16 protein-coding genes are annotated in these 17,933 nt (G+C 59.4%); 2 read left to right on the top strand and 14 right to left on the bottom strand.

Features of this window, described 5'->3' with window-relative positions; translation table 11 throughout:
- Positions 1–39: 39 nt before the first annotated feature.
- From ACQZ6D_RS26010 to ACQZ6D_RS25950, 13 genes are all read right to left on the bottom strand, one after another.
- The gene (locus ACQZ6D_RS26010; protein ID WP_111802023.1) at positions 40–2,376 is read right to left on the bottom strand and encodes a glucose/quinate/shikimate family membrane-bound PQQ-dependent dehydrogenase; all 2,337 of its coding nucleotides are present in this window, start codon (positions 2,374–2,376) and stop codon (positions 40–42) included.
- Positions 2,377–2,480: 104 nt separating this feature from the next.
- On the bottom strand, positions 2,481–2,711 hold the full coding sequence (locus tag ACQZ6D_RS26005) for a hypothetical protein (protein ID WP_004431981.1): 231 nt from the start codon (positions 2,709–2,711) through the stop codon (positions 2,481–2,483).
- A 71-nt stretch (positions 2,712–2,782) separates the two neighbouring features.
- On the bottom strand, positions 2,783–3,070 hold the full coding sequence (locus ACQZ6D_RS26000) for a hypothetical protein (protein WP_233283685.1): 288 nt from the start codon (positions 3,068–3,070) through the stop codon (positions 2,783–2,785).
- Between the two features lie 152 nt (positions 3,071–3,222).
- Positions 3,223–4,266 carry a helix-turn-helix domain-containing protein gene (locus ACQZ6D_RS25995; protein WP_050923926.1) on the bottom strand — a complete coding sequence of 348 codons (1,044 nt, stop codon included), beginning with the start codon at positions 4,264–4,266 and terminating at the stop codon, positions 3,223–3,225.
- Between the two features lie 117 nt (positions 4,267–4,383).
- Positions 4,384–5,169, bottom strand: coding sequence for a 3-hydroxybutyrate dehydrogenase (locus ACQZ6D_RS25990; protein ID WP_025595201.1), 786 nt, complete (start codon positions 5,167–5,169; stop codon positions 4,384–4,386).
- 4 nt (positions 5,170–5,173) lie between these two features.
- Positions 5,174–7,129 (bottom strand): acetoacetate--CoA ligase, encoded by a 1,956-nt coding sequence (locus tag ACQZ6D_RS25985; RefSeq protein WP_448730412.1) that lies wholly within the window; start codon positions 7,127–7,129, stop codon positions 5,174–5,176.
- Entirely contained in the window at positions 7,126–8,010 is an 885-nt protein-coding gene (gene mmsB / locus ACQZ6D_RS25980; protein ID WP_112199355.1) for a 3-hydroxyisobutyrate dehydrogenase, read from the bottom strand. Before mmsB ends, ACQZ6D_RS25985 begins: the two co-directional genes overlap by 4 nt.
- A 13-nt stretch (positions 8,011–8,023) precedes the next feature.
- On the bottom strand, positions 8,024–9,619 hold the full coding sequence (locus tag ACQZ6D_RS25975) for a GMC family oxidoreductase (protein WP_065658700.1): 1,596 nt from the start codon (positions 9,617–9,619) through the stop codon (positions 8,024–8,026).
- Positions 9,620–9,692: 73 nt separating this feature from the next.
- Entirely contained in the window at positions 9,693–10,700 is a 1,008-nt protein-coding gene (locus ACQZ6D_RS25970) for a branched-chain amino acid ABC transporter permease (protein WP_065658701.1), read from the bottom strand.
- Between the two features lies 1 nt (position 10,701).
- Positions 10,702–11,589: a branched-chain amino acid ABC transporter permease gene (locus tag ACQZ6D_RS25965; RefSeq protein ID WP_004431959.1), complete on the bottom strand. Its 888-nt coding sequence runs from the start codon at positions 11,587–11,589 to the stop codon at positions 10,702–10,704.
- A 2-nt stretch (positions 11,590–11,591) separates the two neighbouring features.
- On the bottom strand, positions 11,592–12,293 hold the full coding sequence (locus ACQZ6D_RS25960) for an ABC transporter ATP-binding protein (protein WP_004431956.1): 702 nt from the start codon (positions 12,291–12,293) through the stop codon (positions 11,592–11,594).
- Between the two features lies 1 nt (position 12,294).
- The gene (locus ACQZ6D_RS25955) at positions 12,295–13,080 is read right to left on the bottom strand and encodes an ABC transporter ATP-binding protein (protein WP_025595206.1); all 786 of its coding nucleotides are present in this window, start codon (positions 13,078–13,080) and stop codon (positions 12,295–12,297) included.
- 14 nt (positions 13,081–13,094) lie between these two features.
- Entirely contained in the window at positions 13,095–14,303 is a 1,209-nt protein-coding gene (locus ACQZ6D_RS25950) for an ABC transporter substrate-binding protein (RefSeq protein WP_004431951.1), read from the bottom strand.
- 232 nt (positions 14,304–14,535) lie between these two features.
- On the opposite strand from ACQZ6D_RS25950, the gene ACQZ6D_RS25945 reads away from it, so the two are divergent.
- Positions 14,536–15,453, top strand: a complete 918-nt coding sequence (locus tag ACQZ6D_RS25945) for a LysR family transcriptional regulator (RefSeq protein ID WP_025595208.1) — start codon at positions 14,536–14,538, stop codon at positions 15,451–15,453.
- Between the two features lie 134 nt (positions 15,454–15,587).
- Positions 15,588–16,610 (top strand): LLM class flavin-dependent oxidoreductase, encoded by a 1,023-nt coding sequence (locus ACQZ6D_RS25940; protein ID WP_004431948.1) that lies wholly within the window; start codon positions 15,588–15,590, stop codon positions 16,608–16,610.
- Between the two features lie 145 nt (positions 16,611–16,755).
- Here the strand turns inward: ACQZ6D_RS25940 and ACQZ6D_RS25935 are convergent, their stop codons facing one another.
- Positions 16,756–17,874, bottom strand: a complete 1,119-nt coding sequence (locus ACQZ6D_RS25935; protein WP_004431946.1) for a mandelate racemase/muconate lactonizing enzyme family protein — start codon at positions 17,872–17,874, stop codon at positions 16,756–16,758.
- Positions 17,875–17,933 lie beyond the last annotated feature (59 nt).

Here is a 17,933-nt window from a genome sequence, read left to right as displayed (position 1 = left end):
CCCATTCCGGTTTTTTTGTTTGATTGAATCCGCCTCGTTTTACGGCAGGGTATAGGCGATCACATAGTCGCCCGGCTTGGTTCCAACCGAGCCGTGACCACCCGCAACCATCACAACATATTGCTTGCCGCCATCCAGCGCATAGGTCATGGGCGTTGCCTGCCCGCCAGCCGGCAGACGTGCTTCCCAGAGCTGTTTGCCGGTGGTGAGGTTGTAGGCGCGCAGATAGTTGTCGACGGCAGCACCTAGGAAGGCCACACCACCCTTGGTGATCATCGGCCCGCCAATGCCCGGTACGCCCACCTTGAAGGGCAACGGCAGCGGCGTCATGTCATGGACCGTGCCGTTCTTGTGCTTGTAGGCGATATCGCCGGTGCGCAGGTCGGCACCCGCGACATAACCCCACGGCGGTGCCTGGCAGGGGATTTTCAGCGGACCGAGGAACGGTCCCATGAAGACGCCATAGGGCGCACCGTCATTGCGGTTCAGCCCCTGCTCACTGCCCTTCTCGTCCTGGCCCTTCGGCGGGATGTCGGCGCGCGGCACGAGCTGCGAGGTAAAGGCAAGGTATGTCGGCATGCCGAACATGACCTGACGTTCGGGATCGACCGCGACGCTGCCCCAGTTGAACGTGCCAAAATTGCCGGGATAGATGATGGAGCCGTTCAGCGAGGGCGGCGTATAGCGGCCCTGATAGTTCAGCTGATGGAAGCGGATGCGGCAGGCGAGCTGATCGAACATGGAGACGCCCCACATGTCCTTTTCCTTCAGCGGCTCCGGCTTGAACGACAGCGCGGTGGTTGGCTGAGTCGGGGAGCTGAAGTCCTCAGGGATTGTACCGCCCGGTGCCGGTTCTTCCGTAATCGGCAGAAGCGGCTCACCGGTGCGCCGGTCCAGAACGTAGATATCGCCCTGCTTTGTAGGGCCGACGAGTGCAGGAACGCTTTGACCGTTCTTGGTGATGTCGAGCAGCACCGGCTGGGCCGGCACATCCATATCCCAGAGGTCGTGATGAACCGTCTGGCGCACCCAGCGATCCTTGCCGGTATTGATATCGAGCGCCACGATGGAGGAGGAATATTTCTCCACATTCTCGCTGCGACCCATACCGAGCTGGTCCGGCACCTGATTGCCGAGGGGTACGTAAACGAGGCCAAGCCCCTCGTCGTAGCTCAACACGGACCAGCTGTTCGGCGAGTTGGTAGTGTAGGTTTCGCCTGCGGCAATCGGCTCGGTCTTTTCCGGATTGCCGGAATCCCAGTTCCAGATGAGTGCGCCGCTGTTCACATCGAACGCACGGATGACGCCGGACTGTTCCTGCGTGGAGTAGTTATCGTTCACCGCACCGCCGATGATGATCTTGCCCGCCGCGATCACGGGCGGCGAGGTCGAATAATAATAACCGGCAGGATTGTATTTCATGCCCTGTTCCAGATGCAGCACGCCCTGATCCGCAAAGGATGTGCAGATCTGACCGGTCGCTGCATCAAGCGCAATCAGCCGCGCATCCGAGGTCGGCAGGTAAACGCGCTGGGCGCAGGCGGTGCCCTGTGCGGCATTGGGTTCGGCATAATAGGAAACACCGCGGCACGTCTGATGCTGGCGGTCCGGGTTAAGACCGACATTGGGGTCGTATTTCCATTTTTCCTTGCCGGTGGCGGCATCGATGGCGATCGCCCAATTGTGCGGCGTGCAGATATAAAGCGTATTGCCGATCTTGAGCGGCGTTACCTGATAGGTGGTTTCACCCACATCATCCGGTAGCTTCACGTCGCCGGTCTGGTACCGCCACGCTTCCTTCAGCTGCGAAACATTATCGACATTGACCTGCGTCAGCGGCGAATAGCGCTGGCCATAAGGCGTGCGGCCGTATTGATGCCAATCGCCATCCGGCACGTCGCCGCCATAGATCGGAGCTGACGCCACCTTCTCCTCAGGCAAGGACCCTGCCTGGTCATGCGGATCCTGCGCCATCGAATATCCCGCCACCACAATGGAGGCGAGAACCGAGAGCGCGAGTGGCCAGGCATTCGGGCCGTAATTCAGCCCTGTCGGGCTTGAAAAACCGAGAGGCTTCCTGACCCAGGGCACCAGTAACCACAGGCCGATAAGAATGACGATGCCACCCCGCGGCCCAAGCTGCCACCAGTCGAAACCTACTTCCCAGAGTGCCCAGGCGAGTGTCGCGACAATGAAGACGGCATAGACGTGGAGGGCTGCCCGGTTACGCTTGAACAGCAGAATGGCTGTCAACAGGAAAGCCATACCGGAAAGGACGTAATAGAAGCTCCCGCCCAACATGACGAGCTGAGAGCCGAAACCGAACAGCGCAAGGCCGATCAGCGATAGAATAACCGCAGTAACGGTGACTGCCATGAATGAAACCCCCGATTCCTGTCACTTTGCGTGAAATGGAATTGGGGGCAATCTGGTTCCATACAAACTCAACATTCACCGTGAAAAATTTCACGGCATGATGGTTATGGGTTTTGTGGCGCCGGCGCAGTCTCCGTCTGAGCGTTTTGCGGCCGGTTCTCGTCGGGTTCGAAAACCGCATATTCGACGACCGTCCAGACCACCAGTGCGAGGAGCAGACTGACAACCAGAATGACAAGAACTGGACGTCCTTTTACCCCTTGCCGCGCCCGCGTTGCCGTTTCATTTTTCGGATCATGCCGACCGCCAAGATAGCTGGTATTTTCTCTGGCCATGTCTCTCACTCCCTGTAACCCTGATGATTTAATTCACAGGGACACAGTTTGTTCCAGACAGCAAAATCAGCTTAGCCGTACTCTGCGACCGCAAGTCTATCGCAACCGGCACCGTCGAACTCATCGACCGCACTGAAACTTTGCCCAATCCCAAGCCACGAGAATGGTGGCCGGCGATTGACGTCTTCGGTTTCGCACTGGATTTCCGGCGGGTTTTCAGAAATCGACAGCCACAGCGGTGGTCCCGCCGTTTCAAAGTCGCATTGGTCGCCGGCGGCTTCGAGGTATCTCGTCGTGTCGCGGCGACGCACCCGCCATACGGGCAGCATCTCCAGAAAATTGAGAATTCGTATCATCATGATTGTCAGGCGAAATATCTATTAAAAACAACGTCCGTACTGTGGCACGCCCGCCGCGCAAGCGCATCCCTGCGAAGGTACAAGCGGAACGAATGGTCGGATTGTGCCAACATTCCGTCATACAGTGTCAGATCGGCTTCGAAACAATCGCGTCAGCGACCGAGCTGCACGATCCAGCGTGTCCACTCTGCGCTATCCGGTTTGATAATATCCGGTATGGTATCGCGGTTTTCGGATGCGAAATGCCGCATCTGACGCGGCGACAGGCCGAAGGTCTTCTTGAAAACGCGGCTGAAATTTTCCGGGTTGGTGAAGCCATAGGACGCCGCCACCTCAGCTATCGTCATATGGGCCGACTGCGGCGCCCGCAGGAAATCCATTGCCCGTTCGAGGCGCCTATGGGTGATACAGGCCGAAAACCCGCCCAGCGGTTCGAAAAGCCGGTAGACGGTGCGTCGCGATACGCCGAACTCGCCCATGACCTTTTCCACCGACAAGGCCGGATCGAGCAGATGATTGTCGATATAGCGCCTGATGGATGCTCGCAGCGCCCGCTGAACACCCTGCGCATTGTCTTCCCGGACATGATTATTGATGGCAGCCGCGGCAAGCTCCAGCAATGGCGAGACCGTGGCCGCGCCGTCATTGGCGTTCATGACGTCAAAGTGGCGGTAAACGCTGGTCATCGTTTCCCGCAGCAGAGATACCAGCGGCAAACCGGCCGGCAGCACGCGCTCGTGATTATTGCCGGAACCGATGAGCCTGCCTTCCAGCAGCCGGCGCGGCACGACAAGGCTCAGATGATCGTGATCGGTTGTGGCTGTGGCCAGCGGCTGCGCCATGTCAATGATGTAGAGATCGCCCGGGCCGGCAGTCTCGCCCGCTCCGCGCCGCGACATGCTTTGGCCGCTGGCGTAAAATTGCAGGAGAAAGCCGTCCATCCCGTCCCGGGCAATCTTGTGGCGCGAGCGGTCGAAATCCTGCGCCGAGGACTGGGTGCGGCCAAGCGCGACATTGCCGATGAAGGCGGCATCGACACTAGCAAAAAAACCGTCATCCTGCGATCTGCGCAGGCGGGCATCAAAAAGCACGTTGATCGAATCCCGCCACAGCGCCATGGCGTCGCGCTTCGGCACATGGCGTGTATCGAAACGCGAGCGCGCTAACGGAGCTTCCGAAAACCCTGTGTTCATAATACCGCTGTTCCGTGAAAACGGCGCTGACCCCGCCGCACGCAAAACTATACAGTATTGAAATCGCCTCACAATACCGGAAGGACGGCAGATGGTTCGCTTGAGCCGGATGCGCGAAAATTATTTAGCGGTCCAGCCGCCATCGATGGAAATGGTGGTGCCGGTGATGGAGCGCGCCATATCGCCGGTGAGGTAAAGCGCCATCTCCGCCACTTCCTCCGGCTGCACGAAACGTCGCGTCGGCTGCGGCGCAAGCATCACCTTCTTCACCACCTCATCCTCGCCCATGCCATGCAGGCGCGCCTGATCGGCAACCTGCGCCGCGACGAGTGGCGTCCAGACGTAACCGGGGCAGATGGCGTTGCAGGTAATGCCAAGTTCGGCCACTTCCAGCGCCACGCTTTTCGTCAGGCCCACCACGGCATGTTTCGTCGCCACATAGGGACCCTTGAAGGGTGAGGCGCGCAACCCGTGCGCGGAAGCAATATTGACGATGCGCCCCCAACCCCTTTCCTTCATGCCCGGCAGGGCTGCACGGATCGTATGAAAAGCGCTGTCGAGGGAGATCGCGACAATATGGGAGAAATCGGCGAAATCGAATTCGTCGATCGGCGCGACCTTCTGGATACCCGCATTGTTGACGAGCACGTCGATGTGACCGAATTCGGCAATGACGGTTTCCGGCAGATGTGCACTCTCGTCATAATTGGCGAGGTTGGCGGAAAAGTAGACCGGCCGGTGCCGCGCCACCTTCGCAACCGCCTCCAGTGCCTGCGTCGCCGCCTCCACGGTTTCTATGCCGTGGACGGCGACGAGAAATCCCGCCTCGGCAAAACGTTTGGCGATGGCAAGGCCAATGCCGCTGGTGGAGCCGGTGACCAGAACGGTTTTCGGTTGATCCTCCATCATCCTAATCCTTCAGTTGCGGCAGGTTGCGGAAAAGCTCGAGCGCTTCGGGATTGGCGAGCGCGTCGGTGTTTTTCACCGGCCTGCCATGAATGGTGTCGCGAACTGCGATTTCGGAAATCTTGCCCGAGCGGGTACGGGGAATGGCCGTGACGGCAATGATCCTTGCCGGAACATGCCGTGGCGTAGCACCCGAGCGGATGCGCGTACGGATGGTCTTTTCGAGTTCCTCCGTCAGCGCTGCACCCTCTTTAAGGCGCACGAACAGGATAACCCGCTGGTCACCGTCAATGTCCTGACCCACGGCAATCGCTTCCTCGACCTCCGGCACTGCTTCCACCTGACGGTATATTTCCGCCGTACCGATGCGAACCCCACCGGGATTGAGCGTCGTATCCGAGCGCCCGTGGATGACATATCCGCCGGTGGCACGCATTTCGGCAAAATCGCCATGCGCCCAGATGCCCGGGAAGCGATCGAAATAGGCAGCCTGATAACGAGAACCGTCCTCATCGCCCCAGAATTTGACCGGCATGGAAAGATGGGCATTGCGGCAGACGAGCTCACCAGCCACGCCGCGAACGGGATGGCCTTCATCGTCCAGGGTATCGACATCCATACCGAGCATCGCGCCCTGCAGCTCCCCACGGTGAACAGGTTGCAGCGGATTGCCGCCAAGGAAACAGGCGCATATATCCGTGCCGCCGGAAATGGAGGCGAGATGCAGATCGGCCTTCCAGTCGCGATAGATATAATCGAAGGATTGCGGGATGAGCGGCGAGCCGGTGGAAAGGATTGTCCGAAGGGATGAAAGGTCATGGGTTTCGCGCGGTTTCAACCCTGCCTTCAGGCATGCGTCGATAAATTTGGCCGATGTTCCGAAGGTCGCGATCCGTTCGGCGTCAATGAGATCGATCAGCCGCGCGGGCGACGGATAACCCGGGTTGCCGTCATAGGTGACGAGGGTGGCGCCAAGCGCCAGGCCGGACACCTGCCAGTTCCACATCATCCAGCCGCAGGTGGTGAAATAGAAGAAACGTTCGCCTTGCCTGATATCACATTGCAGCTTCTGCTCCTTCATATGCTGAAGAAGCAGGCCACCGCCGGAATGGGTGATGCATTTCGGCTTGCCGGTGGTGCCGGAGGAATAAAGGATCGCCAGCGGCGCCTTGACCGGCAGCCGGTTAAACGCGATTTCACCCGGCTCAAAGGGCGAAACGAAATCATTCAACGTCACGCAGCCGAGATCGGAAAGGCTGGCGGGAACAACGTCACCAATCAGCACGATCTTTTGAGGGGCAGCGCTTTCCACCACCGCGCGGATGGTCGGAGCGACATCGATCCGCTTGCCGGCATAACCGTATTCCGGCACGGCGATGAGGATTTTCGGATCGATCTGCGAGAGCCGGTCGGACGCTCCCGCCGGGCCGAAATCCGGTGAACAGGACGACCAGATGGCTCCGATGGCGCTCGTTGCCAGATAACCGACGATCGCCTCGATATCGTGGGTGACGATAGCGCCGATACGATCGCCTTCCTGCACGCCTGCGTGGACAAGCGCCTGCACCATGCGGGAGACATCCGCATAAAGCTGCCTGCGGCTGATTTCACGCCGCGTGCCATCATCGCGATGGGCGATGATCGCCAACCGTTCATCGGCATCGCGCAGCAGGTTTTCGGCATAATTGAGCCTCGCGCCGGGATAAAACTCGGCTTCCCGCATGGTCGCGCCAGGCTTGAAGGCACTTTCGCCGCGCGTGCCGATGATCCCCAGCTCGTCCCACAGGGCATTGTAAAAGGCATCCGGTGACTCAATGGACCAGCGCAGCAGGCCGGAATAATCATCAGCCGAAAGCCCATGCAGCGATGCGGTCCTTGTGGCAAAGGCAAAAAGCGCCGAGTGCTCCAGCCTTTCCATTGCCGGTACCCACAGAATATCCGACGGCGTGGCGTCCATCATGCCTCGCCTCCGCGTAGCATTTCGACGATTGCGGAGAAATCACGCGCGCCACCGCCCTCACCCACGAAGTTCTCATAAAGCGTCGATGCTGCGGCGCCGAGTGGAGTGGCAACGCCGGCTCCACTCGCGGCCGCCTGCGAGAGTAGCAAATCCTTCAGCATCAGCGCCGCAGCGAAACCCGGTTGATAATCATTGTTCGCCGGTGATGTCGGCACTGGTCCCGGCACCGGGCAATAGGTGGTGAGCGACCAGCATTGACCCGATGAGGTGGAGGCGACATCGAACAGCGCCTGATGCGAAAGGCCGAGTTTTTCGCCCAGCACGAAGGCCTCGGAAACCGCAATCATGGAAATGCCGAGGATCATGTTGTTACAGATCTTGGCCGCCTGGCCGTTGCCGCCCTTGCCGCAATGGACAATCTTCTTGCCCATGGCTTCCAGCACCGGCTTGGCCGCCGAGAAAGCCTCGGCCTCGCCGCCACACATGAAGGTCAAGGTGCCGGCACTGGCACCGCCCGTACCGCCAGATACAGGCGCGTCGACGGAGGGGCAACCGGCGGAAGCGGCAAGCTCGTGTGCCTTCAGGGCACTGTCCATATCCACCGTCGAGCAATCGATGAGAAGCGTTCCGGCAGCTATTTTCTGCACCAGATCGCCATATACCGAAACAACATGTTCCCCCTTCGGCAGCATGGTTACGATCGCTTCCGCCGCATCAATGGCTTCGGCAGAATCCAAAGCGACGGGAATTCCGGCCTCCCTCGCCGCCGCGCGGCATGCCTCGGAAAGGTCGAAACCCCTGACGGCATAACCGGCCTTGACGAGATTGGCGGCCATCGGCAGGCCCATATGGCCAAGTCCGATAAAAGCGACGGTCTTCATGGGAACGCTCCTCTTAGCGATTATCCGCAAGGATCATGTCGGCAGCCTTTTCGGCAATCATGATCGTTGGCGAATTGGTATTTCCGGACGTGATCCTCGGCATGATGGAGGCGTCCGCCACACGCAGCCCTGCAAGCTTGCGGAATTTCAGCCGCGTATCGACAACACTTTCGGCATCGGAGCCCATGCGCAGGGTGCCGACGGGGTGGAATATGGTCGTGCCGATATCGCCCGCAGCGCGGGCCAGATCGTCGTCATTCTCAAAAGTGGGGCCGGGCCGGTATTCCTGCGGTTTGAACCGCGAAAAGGCGGGCTGGTTGACGATGCGGCGCGTCAGCCGCATGGAATCGATGGCTACCCGGCGGTCGCCTTCCGTCGATAGATAATTCGGTCGGATTTCCGGCTGCATGGCGAAATCCGGTCCTTTCACATGCACTGAGCCTCGGCTTTCGGGCCGCAGATTGCAGACACTTGCCGTAATGGCCGGAAAAGTGTGAACCGGATCACCAAACTTGTCGAGTGACACCGGCTGGACATGATATTCCAGATCCGCCGTCTCCTTTTCCGGAGAGGAACGGGTGAAGACACCAAGCTGGCTCGGCGCCATCGACATCGGCCCGGAGCGGGTCAAAGCATATTCGAGGCCGATCCTTGCCTTTCCGAACAGGGTGGAGGCCCTCTCATTCAGCGTCAGGACGCCTGAAACCTTATAGACCATGCGTAATTGCAGATGATCCTGCAGGTTCTCGCCCACACCTTGAACTTCCGTCACTGTGTCGATACCGGCGGCCTGCAACACGTCGCCGCGGCCGACGCCGGAAAGCTCCAGAATGTGTGGTGAACCGACTGCACCTGCCGAAAGCACCGTTTCGCGCCGTGCACGCATCTTTTTCAAGACGCCGTCGTGGTGAAACTCGACGCCGGTGACCAAGCCCTCTTCGACAATGAGACGCTTGACATGGGCCTTGGTCATGACTGTCAAATTCCGGCGGCCAAGCGCCGGTTTCAAAAAGGCCTTGGCCGTGTTCCAGCGCCAGCCCGACCGCTGGTTCACATCGAAATAACCGGCCCCTTCATTGTCGCCCCGGTTGAAATCTTCGGTCGCAGGAATGCCGGCCTCACCCGCCGCCTGCTGAAAGGCATCAAGCACATCCCAGCGCACGCGCGCCTTCTCCACCCGCCATTCGCCGCCGGTGGAATGCATGTCGCCCTTGCCGCGATAAAAATCCTCCGACTTCATGAAATAGGGCAGGATATCATCCCATCCCCAGCCCTCGCAGCCGAGTTGACGCCAGACATCGTAGTCGCGGGCCTGACCACGCATATAGATCATGCCGTTGATGGAGGAGCAGCCGCCGAGAACCTTGCCGCGAGGATAGATCAACGACCTTCCGTTAAGCCCAGGTTCTTCCGCCGTCTTGAAACACCAGTCGGTGCGCGGATTGTTGATGCAATAGAGGTAACCGACCGGAATATGGATCCAGTGATAATTATCGTTGCCACCCGCTTCCAGCAGCAGGACGCGATTGTTCGGGTCTTTCGAGAGGCGGTTGGCGAGAACGCATCCCGCACTTCCCGCTCCGATGACGATATAGTCAAATTCCGCCATGCTATTCTCCATGGGGCGCCCTTGCCGCGTCGCCCCGGACGCGGAGGAGCCTTCCCCCTGTTTCAAAAAATTCTTATCCTCGGTGCTGAAAACCCAGTCTTCGCCCGAGCCGCGAAGCGTAAAATTCACCGATCAGGCCGCGCCGGAACACCAGAACGCAGGCCATGAAAACGAGGCCAGTGATGATGGTGACCGGGAAATCGGATGTCGCGAGATAGTTCTGCAGTGCGACGACAAGCCCCGCACCGAAGATCGGGCCGATCATGGTGCCAATACCGCCGAGCAGGGTCATCAGGATAACCTCGCCCGACATCTGCCAGGCCACATCGGTCAAGGTTGCGAACTGGAACACCAGCGCCTTCAGGCCGCCCGCAAGACCGGCAAGCGCCGCCGACATGACGAAAGCACCAAGCTTGTAACGCTGCACGCTGTATCCAAGAGAAATGGCGCGCTGCTCGTTTTCGCGGATGGATTTCAGGATCATGCCGAACGGCGAGTTGACGAAACGCCAGATGACGAGAAGTGCCAGCACGAAGGCGGCAAGCACCGTGTAGTAAATGTTCAGCGGCGCGTTGAGATCGAGAAGGCCGAAGAGGTGTCCACGGGGCACGCCCTGCAACCCGTCCTCACCATGGGTGAAGGGTGCTTGAAGGCAGAAGAAATAAAACATCTGCGACAAGGCAAGCGTGATCATGGCGAAATAGATGCCCTGCCGGCGAATGGCGAAAAAGCCGATGACGAGGCCAAGAAGGGCGGCACCCGCCATGCCGATGAGGAGGCCGATCTCGGGCGTGACGCCCCATTCCTTCACCGAATAGGCGGTGAAATAGGCAGCGCCGCCGAAAAATGCCGCATGGCCGAAGGAAAGCAGCCCGGTGTAACCGATCAGCAGATTGAAGGCGCAGGCAAACAGCGCGAAGCAAAGCAGCTTCATCAGAAAGATCGGATAAACGAACATCGGTGCAGCGATCAGCACGGCCAGTCCTGCCAGTATCAGCACGGTCTTGATGGTTCCAGCGGTTGCGGAAACCTCGGCCTGCGGCATCGCGCCGGCTGTCGGGTTGTGAGTGGCTTTGGACATATCAGGCGTCCTTTCCGAAAAGTCCGGCGGGGCGGATGAGCAGCACAAAGGCCATGATGACGAAGATGACGATGTTGGACGCTTCCGGGTAGAACACCTTGGTCAGGCCTTCAGCGATACCCAGCATGTAGCCGGTGACGATGGCGCCCATGATCGACCCCATGCCGCCGACCACGACGACGGCGAAGACGACGATGATGAGGTTGGTGCCCATCAGCGGTGAGACCTGATAGATCGGCGCGGCCAGCACGCCGGTGAAGCCGGCAAGGCCCGCACCCAGCGCGTAGGTCAGCGTCAGGAGCACAGGCACGTTGATACCGAAGGCCTGCACCAGTGTCGGATTTTCCGTCGCCGCCCGCAGATAGGAGCCGAGCCGCGTTTTTTCGATCAACGCCCAGGTGGCGATGCAGGCGACAAGCGAGATGACGACAACGAAAGCGCGGTAGTTCGGCAGGAACATGAAGCCGAGATTGGTGCCGCCGGCAAGCTCGCGCGGAACCGAATAAGGTTGACCCGCCGCACCATACAGCCAGCGGAACGTGCCTTCCACCACCAGCGCCAGGCCGAAGGTGAAGAGCAGCCCATACAGCGGATCGAGATCGTAAAGCCGCGACAGTAGCAGGCGCTCGATGATCGCGCCGAAAAGTGCAACGACAAGCGGCGTCACCACCAGTGCCCACCAGAAGCTGATGCCGAAATATTGCAGGCCGAGAAAGGCGACGAAAGCGCCAAGCATATATTGGGCGCCATGGGCGAAATTGATGACGCGCAGGAGGCCGAAAATGACGGCAAGGCCGAGCGACAGGAGCGCATAAAACGACCCGTTGATGAGGCCGATCAGCAATTGCCCGAGCAGGGCCTGAAGCGGAACGCCGAAGAGCATGGTCATCGTTAAACCCCCAGCACTTTATTGAGTTCGCCCATGCGGCCGGAAAGCTCGCCCACCGGAAAATTGCTGACCATCTGGCCATGATCCATCAGGTAGAAACGATCTGCGATGCGGCTGGCGAAGCGGAAATTCTGCTCGACCAGAACCACTGTCATGCCACGACTTTTCAAGGTCTTCAGCACCTCACCGATGCGCTGCACGATTACAGGCGCAAGCCCTTCGGTCGGCTCATCTAGCAGGAGAACCTTGACCCCTGTGCGCAGGATGCGCGCCATGGCCAGCATCTGCTGTTCGCCGCCGGAAAGCTTGGTGCCGGGGCTCGCCCGGCGTTCGTAAAGATTGGGAAACAGCTCGTAGATTTCATCGAGCGTCATGCCGCCGGATGCGACGACGGGCGGCAGTTTCAGATTTTCCTCGACGCTCAGTGTCGCGAAGATGCCGCGCTCTTCCGGCACGAAACCGAGGCCGTATTTCGCCGTGCGATGCAACGGCACCGGCATCAGATCCTTGCCGCCGAGCTTGATCACGCCCTTGCGGTTGCGGATGATGCCCATGATGGTGCGCAGCGTCGTGGTCTTGCCAACCCCATTGCGCCCGAGAATGGTGATGGTTTCGCCTTCGCCGACGGTCAGATCGACACCGTGCAGCGCCTGGCTTTCGCCGTACCAGGATTTCAGGTTGGAGACTTCGAGCATTGCCGCCATATCACGCCTCCTCCGTGCCCATATAGGCCGTACGCACGCGCGGATCGGCGGATACGGTGGCGTAATCGCCTTCCGCCAGAATTTCGCCCCGCTGCAGCACCGTGACCTGATGGCAGATATCCGCCACGACCTTCAGATTGTGTTCGACCATCAGCACCGCGCGCGTTTTGGCCACTTCGCGGATGAGATCGGCGACATGCGCGACATCCTCGCCCCCCATGCCCGCCATCGGCTCATCGAGAAGCAATACCTTCGGGTCGAGCGCAAGCGTCGTGGCGATTTCAAGAACGCGCTTGCGACCGTAGGAAAGATCGGCCGCAAGTGCATTTTTTTCCCGTGTCAGGCCAACCGTTGCGATCAACTCCTCGGCACGTGCATTGAGCCTGTCGAGTGAAGAGAGCGGCAGCCAGAATTGCGTTGAAAGGTTATTCGGCCGCTGCAACGCCACCCGAACGTTCTCAAGAACCGTCAGATGCGGAAACACCGCCGATATCTGGAAAGACCTGACGAGACCGAGCCGCGCCACCTTGTCCGGCGGCGTCTTTGTTATATCCGTTCCCATGAAGGTGATCGCCCCGCCTGTCGGCTGGAGAAACTTGGTCAACAGGTTGAAGACCGTGGTTTTGCCGGCGCCGTTCGGACCAATAAGTGCATGCACGCGGGCATGATGGACGTCGAGATCGACGTTTTTCACGGCCGCGAATGCGCCGAAGGTCTTGGAGAGACCGCGCGCCGAAAGCACGACGCGGGGTTCCGCCTGACCGGCAGGGGCGGGAGCGATCATCATGAAGTTCCCCCTTTTTACTGCGTTACCAGCGGGCAACCGCTTTTTGCGGGGTCCATGAAGGCTTCCTTGCCGGGGATCGTGGCAAGCACCTTGTAGTAGTCCCACGGCTGCTTGCTCTCATCCGGCTTCTTCACTTCCATCAGATACATGTCGTGGATCATGCGGCCATTGGCGGCCACATGGCCATCCTTCGAGAAGACGTCGTTGACAGGCATTTCCTTCATGGCCTTTGCCACGGCGTCAGCATCGTCGGTGCCGGCCTTATCGATGGCCTTCAGGTAATGCAGCACGGCGGAATAGGTACCAGCGTGGACCATGTTCGGCATGGCGCCGGTGCGTTCCTTGAACCGTTCGCCGAATTTGCGCGATTCATCGTCGCGGTCCCAATAGAACCCTTCCGTCAGCGTCAGGCCCTGAGCCGCTTCGAGACCGAGGCCGTGCACTTCGGCAAGCGTAAAGAGAAGGGCCGCCAGCCGCTGCCCGCCCGCAACGATACCGAATTCAGCGGCCTGCTTGATGGCGTTGGAGGTGTCGAGACCGGCATTGGCAAGGCCGATGACCTTCGCGCCTGATGACTGCGCCTGCAACAGGAAGGAGGAATAATCCGTAGAGGCCAGCGGATGGCGCACGGAACCCAGCACCTTGCCGCCATTGGCCTTGACGAAGTTGGACGTGTTTTCTTCCAGCGAATAACCGAAGGCGTAATCCGCAGTCAGAAAGAACCAGCTGTCGCCGCCCTGTTTCACCAGCGCACCGCCGGTGCCGACTGCCAGCGAATAGGTGTCGTAGGCCCAGTGGAAACCATAGGGGCTGCACTGCTTGCCCGTCAGTTCCGTGGTCGCAGCGCCCGTGTTGATGGTGATCTTCTTTTTGTCCTTCGAGAGAGCCTGCACGGCAAGGCCGACCGAGGAAGAGGTCAGTTCCATGATCGAATCGACCTGTTCGGTGTCGTACCACTGCCGGGCGATGTTGGAGGCGACATCCGCCTTGTTCTGGTGGTCAGCCGTTACCACTTCCACCGGCGCGCCCAGCACCTTGCCGCCAAAATCCTCGACCGCCATCTTCGCGGCCTCATAAGAGTATTTGCCGCCAAAATTGGCGTAGACGCCCGACTGGTCGTTCAAGATGCCGATCTTGACCTTGGCGTCCGAAATCTCGGCAGCGTAAGCGGCGGTGCCTGCCGCCAGTGCCATGGCCGTGGATAAAACGATACTCTTGCGCATGACTTCTCCTCCCAGAGATGATTGCGAGCCTCAGATAGGTCTGTGCAACGGTGAACGAAGGCGCATGGCGATCGTCCCACGGTGTTGCATCACAACGGTCGCGCCACCCTCCTCAAAGCAGCGCCTCCCTATGTAGACTTCTCGAATTCGGCCGTTGACACAAGAGCGGGGCATCATCAAATTGCGAACAGGAACTGTTCATTTTTGAACAGACCTCGCAATGGAGACCGAATTGGCCACGCCTTTTACCTGGGACGACCTGCAATATTTTCTGGCGGTGGCCCGCACCGGACAACTTTCATCGGCAGCGCGTAGCCTGCGCACCAGCCACGCCACCGTCTCCCGCCACATCGACCGGCTGGAATTCTCGCTTAAAACCAAGCTGTTCGAGCGAAATCCACGTGGTTACGAACTGACGACGGTCGGGCGGCGCCTGGTCGATACCGTCGAGCGCATCGAGGCGGAAGCGGAAAGATTGCAATCGGATATTTCCGAAAGCGGCAGCCTGCTGCGCGGCGTGGTCAGGCTCAGTGCGCCTGAAGGTTTTTCCAACTTTTTCTTCGTGGAAAGGCTGAAAGACTTCGCCGTCACCCATCCGCACATCATGGTGGAGATGGTTACGATCCAGCAGATCATGGCATTGTCGAAGAAAGAAGCGGATGTGGCGGTCACACTCGATCCGCCGAAAGCAGGCCCCTACATCAACGAACAGATCGTCGATTACACGCTGCATATCTACGCATCGCGTTCCTATCTTGCCAGCCACCCGAAAATCACGCGGCGCGAAGATTTGCCCGATCATTTCTTTATCGGTTACGTGCAGGATCTGATCTTCTCGCCGGGCCTCGATTACATGCGCGACGTGATGCCCGGCCTCCGACCCAACTTCCAGTCATCAAGCATTTTTGCGCAGTTGACTGCAACGCTGAGCGGACGTGGCCTTTGCATATTGCCCAACTTCATCGCCGCACGCTTTCCGGACCTGCAGATGGTGCTGGCAGGTGAAGTGGAACTGCGGCGGGGTTACTGGCTGACAAGCCATCAGGACCTTGCCAATGTGCCGCGCGTGCGCTCGCTGATGGATTTCATTCTCACGACGGCGCGCGCCCACCAAAATCTCTTCATCCTCGACCGCAAGACGATCGCCTGAAACAACCGTCGTTCACATTTCGGCGACACCGTGTCTACGCGTGGCGGATTGGAGAATCCGCACTGCAGCCTATATGACTGACAACAACGATGCCGGCTCAAGTCAGCTGCATCCTAAACATTTGGAAGGTCATCATGAAAAAGATCGGATTTCTATCCTTCGGACACTGGACGCCCTCGCCCCAGTCGCAGACCCGCTCTGCTGCAGACACCCTGCTGCAATCGATAGACCTGGCCGTTGCTGCGGAAGAACTCGGCGCCGACGGCGCTTATTTCCGTGTCCACCACTTCGCCCGCCAGTTGGGATCACCTTTTCCGCTGCTTGCCGCCGTTGGCGCAAGAACGAAAAGTATCGAGATCGGCACCGGCGTCATCGACATGCGTTATGAGAACCCCTTTTACATGGTGGAGGATGCGAGTTCAGCCGATCTCATCGCCGGCGGACGCCTGCAACTCGGCATCAGTCGCGGTTCTCCCGAACAGGTGATCGACGGCTGGCGCTATTTCGGCTACCGCCCTGCCGAGGGCCAGACCGAGGAGGACATGGCGCGCCAGCACACCGAAGTCTTCCTCGAGCTTCTGAAGGGCGAAGGTTTCGCCGAGCCGAACCCTCGGCCGATGTTTCCCAACCCGCCCGGCCTGCTGCGGCTGGAGCCGCACTCCGAAGGGTTGCGCGAGCGCATCTGGTGGGGTTCCAGCTCCAATGCGACGGCGGTTTGGGCGGCAAAGCTTGGCATGAACCTTCAAAGCTCCACCCTGAAAACGGATGAGACCGGCGAACCCTTCCATGTGCAGCAGGCCGAACAGATCCGTGCTTACCGCGCCGCATGGAAAGAGGCTGGACACGCCCGCGAGCCTCGCGTGTCTGTCAGCCGCAGCATCTTCGCTCTCGTCAGCGATCGCGACCGATCCTATTTCGGTTACGGCAGCGAGGGTGACGACAAGATCGGTTACATCGACGACAAGACGCGCGCGATCTTCGGGCGCAGCTACGCCGCCGAACCGGAAGCATTGATCGAGCAGCTAAAAGCCGACGAAGCTATCGCCGAGGCCGACACACTGTTGCTGACCGTGCCGAACCAGCTGGGCGTCGACTACAACGCCCATGTTATCGAGACGATCCTCAAACAGGTGGCTCCTGCACTCGGCTGGCGCTAAGTCTGGCAAAACCTGCATCAAGCCCACACCGTCACCCCGGATTAGATTCTGGGTGACGGTGCGATCAAGTCTTCGATAGCGCACGATTCCTTTGACGACGCCGAAGCCCCGTGGCCGGATGCAATCCGGGCTGAACGCCTCTGTTTCATTTCACCGCTTTGCCGTAGCGGGCGATGCTTTCGGCCAAAGGCGTGGTGCTGGCGCCGGGATGCTCCGGGCGCTTGTAAACACCATCGCGAACATGGATCGGCTCTTCGAAATGGTCCTTGATCCACGGAATATATTCGAGGATGGTCGATGCCGGATGCCAGTAACTCAGATGCACATGCACCTGACTCATCTCACCGGCATGCGGAACGACAGGCAGGCGATTGGCGAGCGCGAGGTCAGCGACCTGGATATATTCGGTGATGCCGCCAAGCCGGGTTACATCCGGCTGGACATAGGCAACAGCGCCCGCGTCGATGAATGACCGGAACGCATCCACCGTATAAAGCTGCTCTCCGAGAGCGATGGGAATGGATGTGTTGCGTGCCAGCCGCGCGTGGCTGGTCACATCGTCGTACCAGAGCGGTTCTTCGAACCAATAGATATCCAGATCCTTTGCCGCCGCGCAGAAGCGCTGGCATGTCGGCAGATCCCACTTGCCGTTGCCATCGATAGCGATGCGTATCGCGGAGCCGAGACGCTTGCGCACCGCCGCGAGGCGTCCGATATCAATATTCGGATCATCGTGCCCGACCTTGATTTTCAGGCGGGTAAAACCTTCCTCTTCAACTGCCCTGGCGCTGCCCGCCAGCAGGTTTTCGAGATTGAAGGAAAGCCAGCCTATATCGGTATTGTAAGCTTCGACCCCTGTGGTGTGCGCGCCGCCGAGGTATTGCCAGAGTGGAACGCCCGCCTTCTTCGCCTTCAGATCCCAGAGCGCCACATCGACCGCAGCCAGCGCCAGATGGGTGATGCCCGCGCGGCCGACCCATTGCAGGGACGGATAACGGGCAAGTTTTGTCCACAGCCGCGAATGTTCGGATGCATCCTCGCCGATCAGCAGAGGCGCATAGCAATCGCTGATGCAGGATGTGATCAACCGGTCGGACGGCAGATGCGCATGGGTGCCGGTGAAGCCGTATCCCTCAAGGCCGTCACTCGTCGTAATTTTTGCGCCGACGACGCCCCAATGGGTGATGCTGTGGGTGGAATCGGAAATGGATTCCGATGTCAGCGGCAGATGCAGGATGAAAGGTTCGACAGCGGTTATTTTCATGATCGGTCAATTCCTCGACGCTTGAGCAGCCTTTGGGGAGGAATAAACGGAAGTTCCGT

Source organism: Agrobacterium sp. 22-3639C2 (assembly GCF_053522105.1).
Note: the sequence above shows the minus strand (reverse complement) of the source record. Positions and strands in the feature narration are given on the sequence as shown.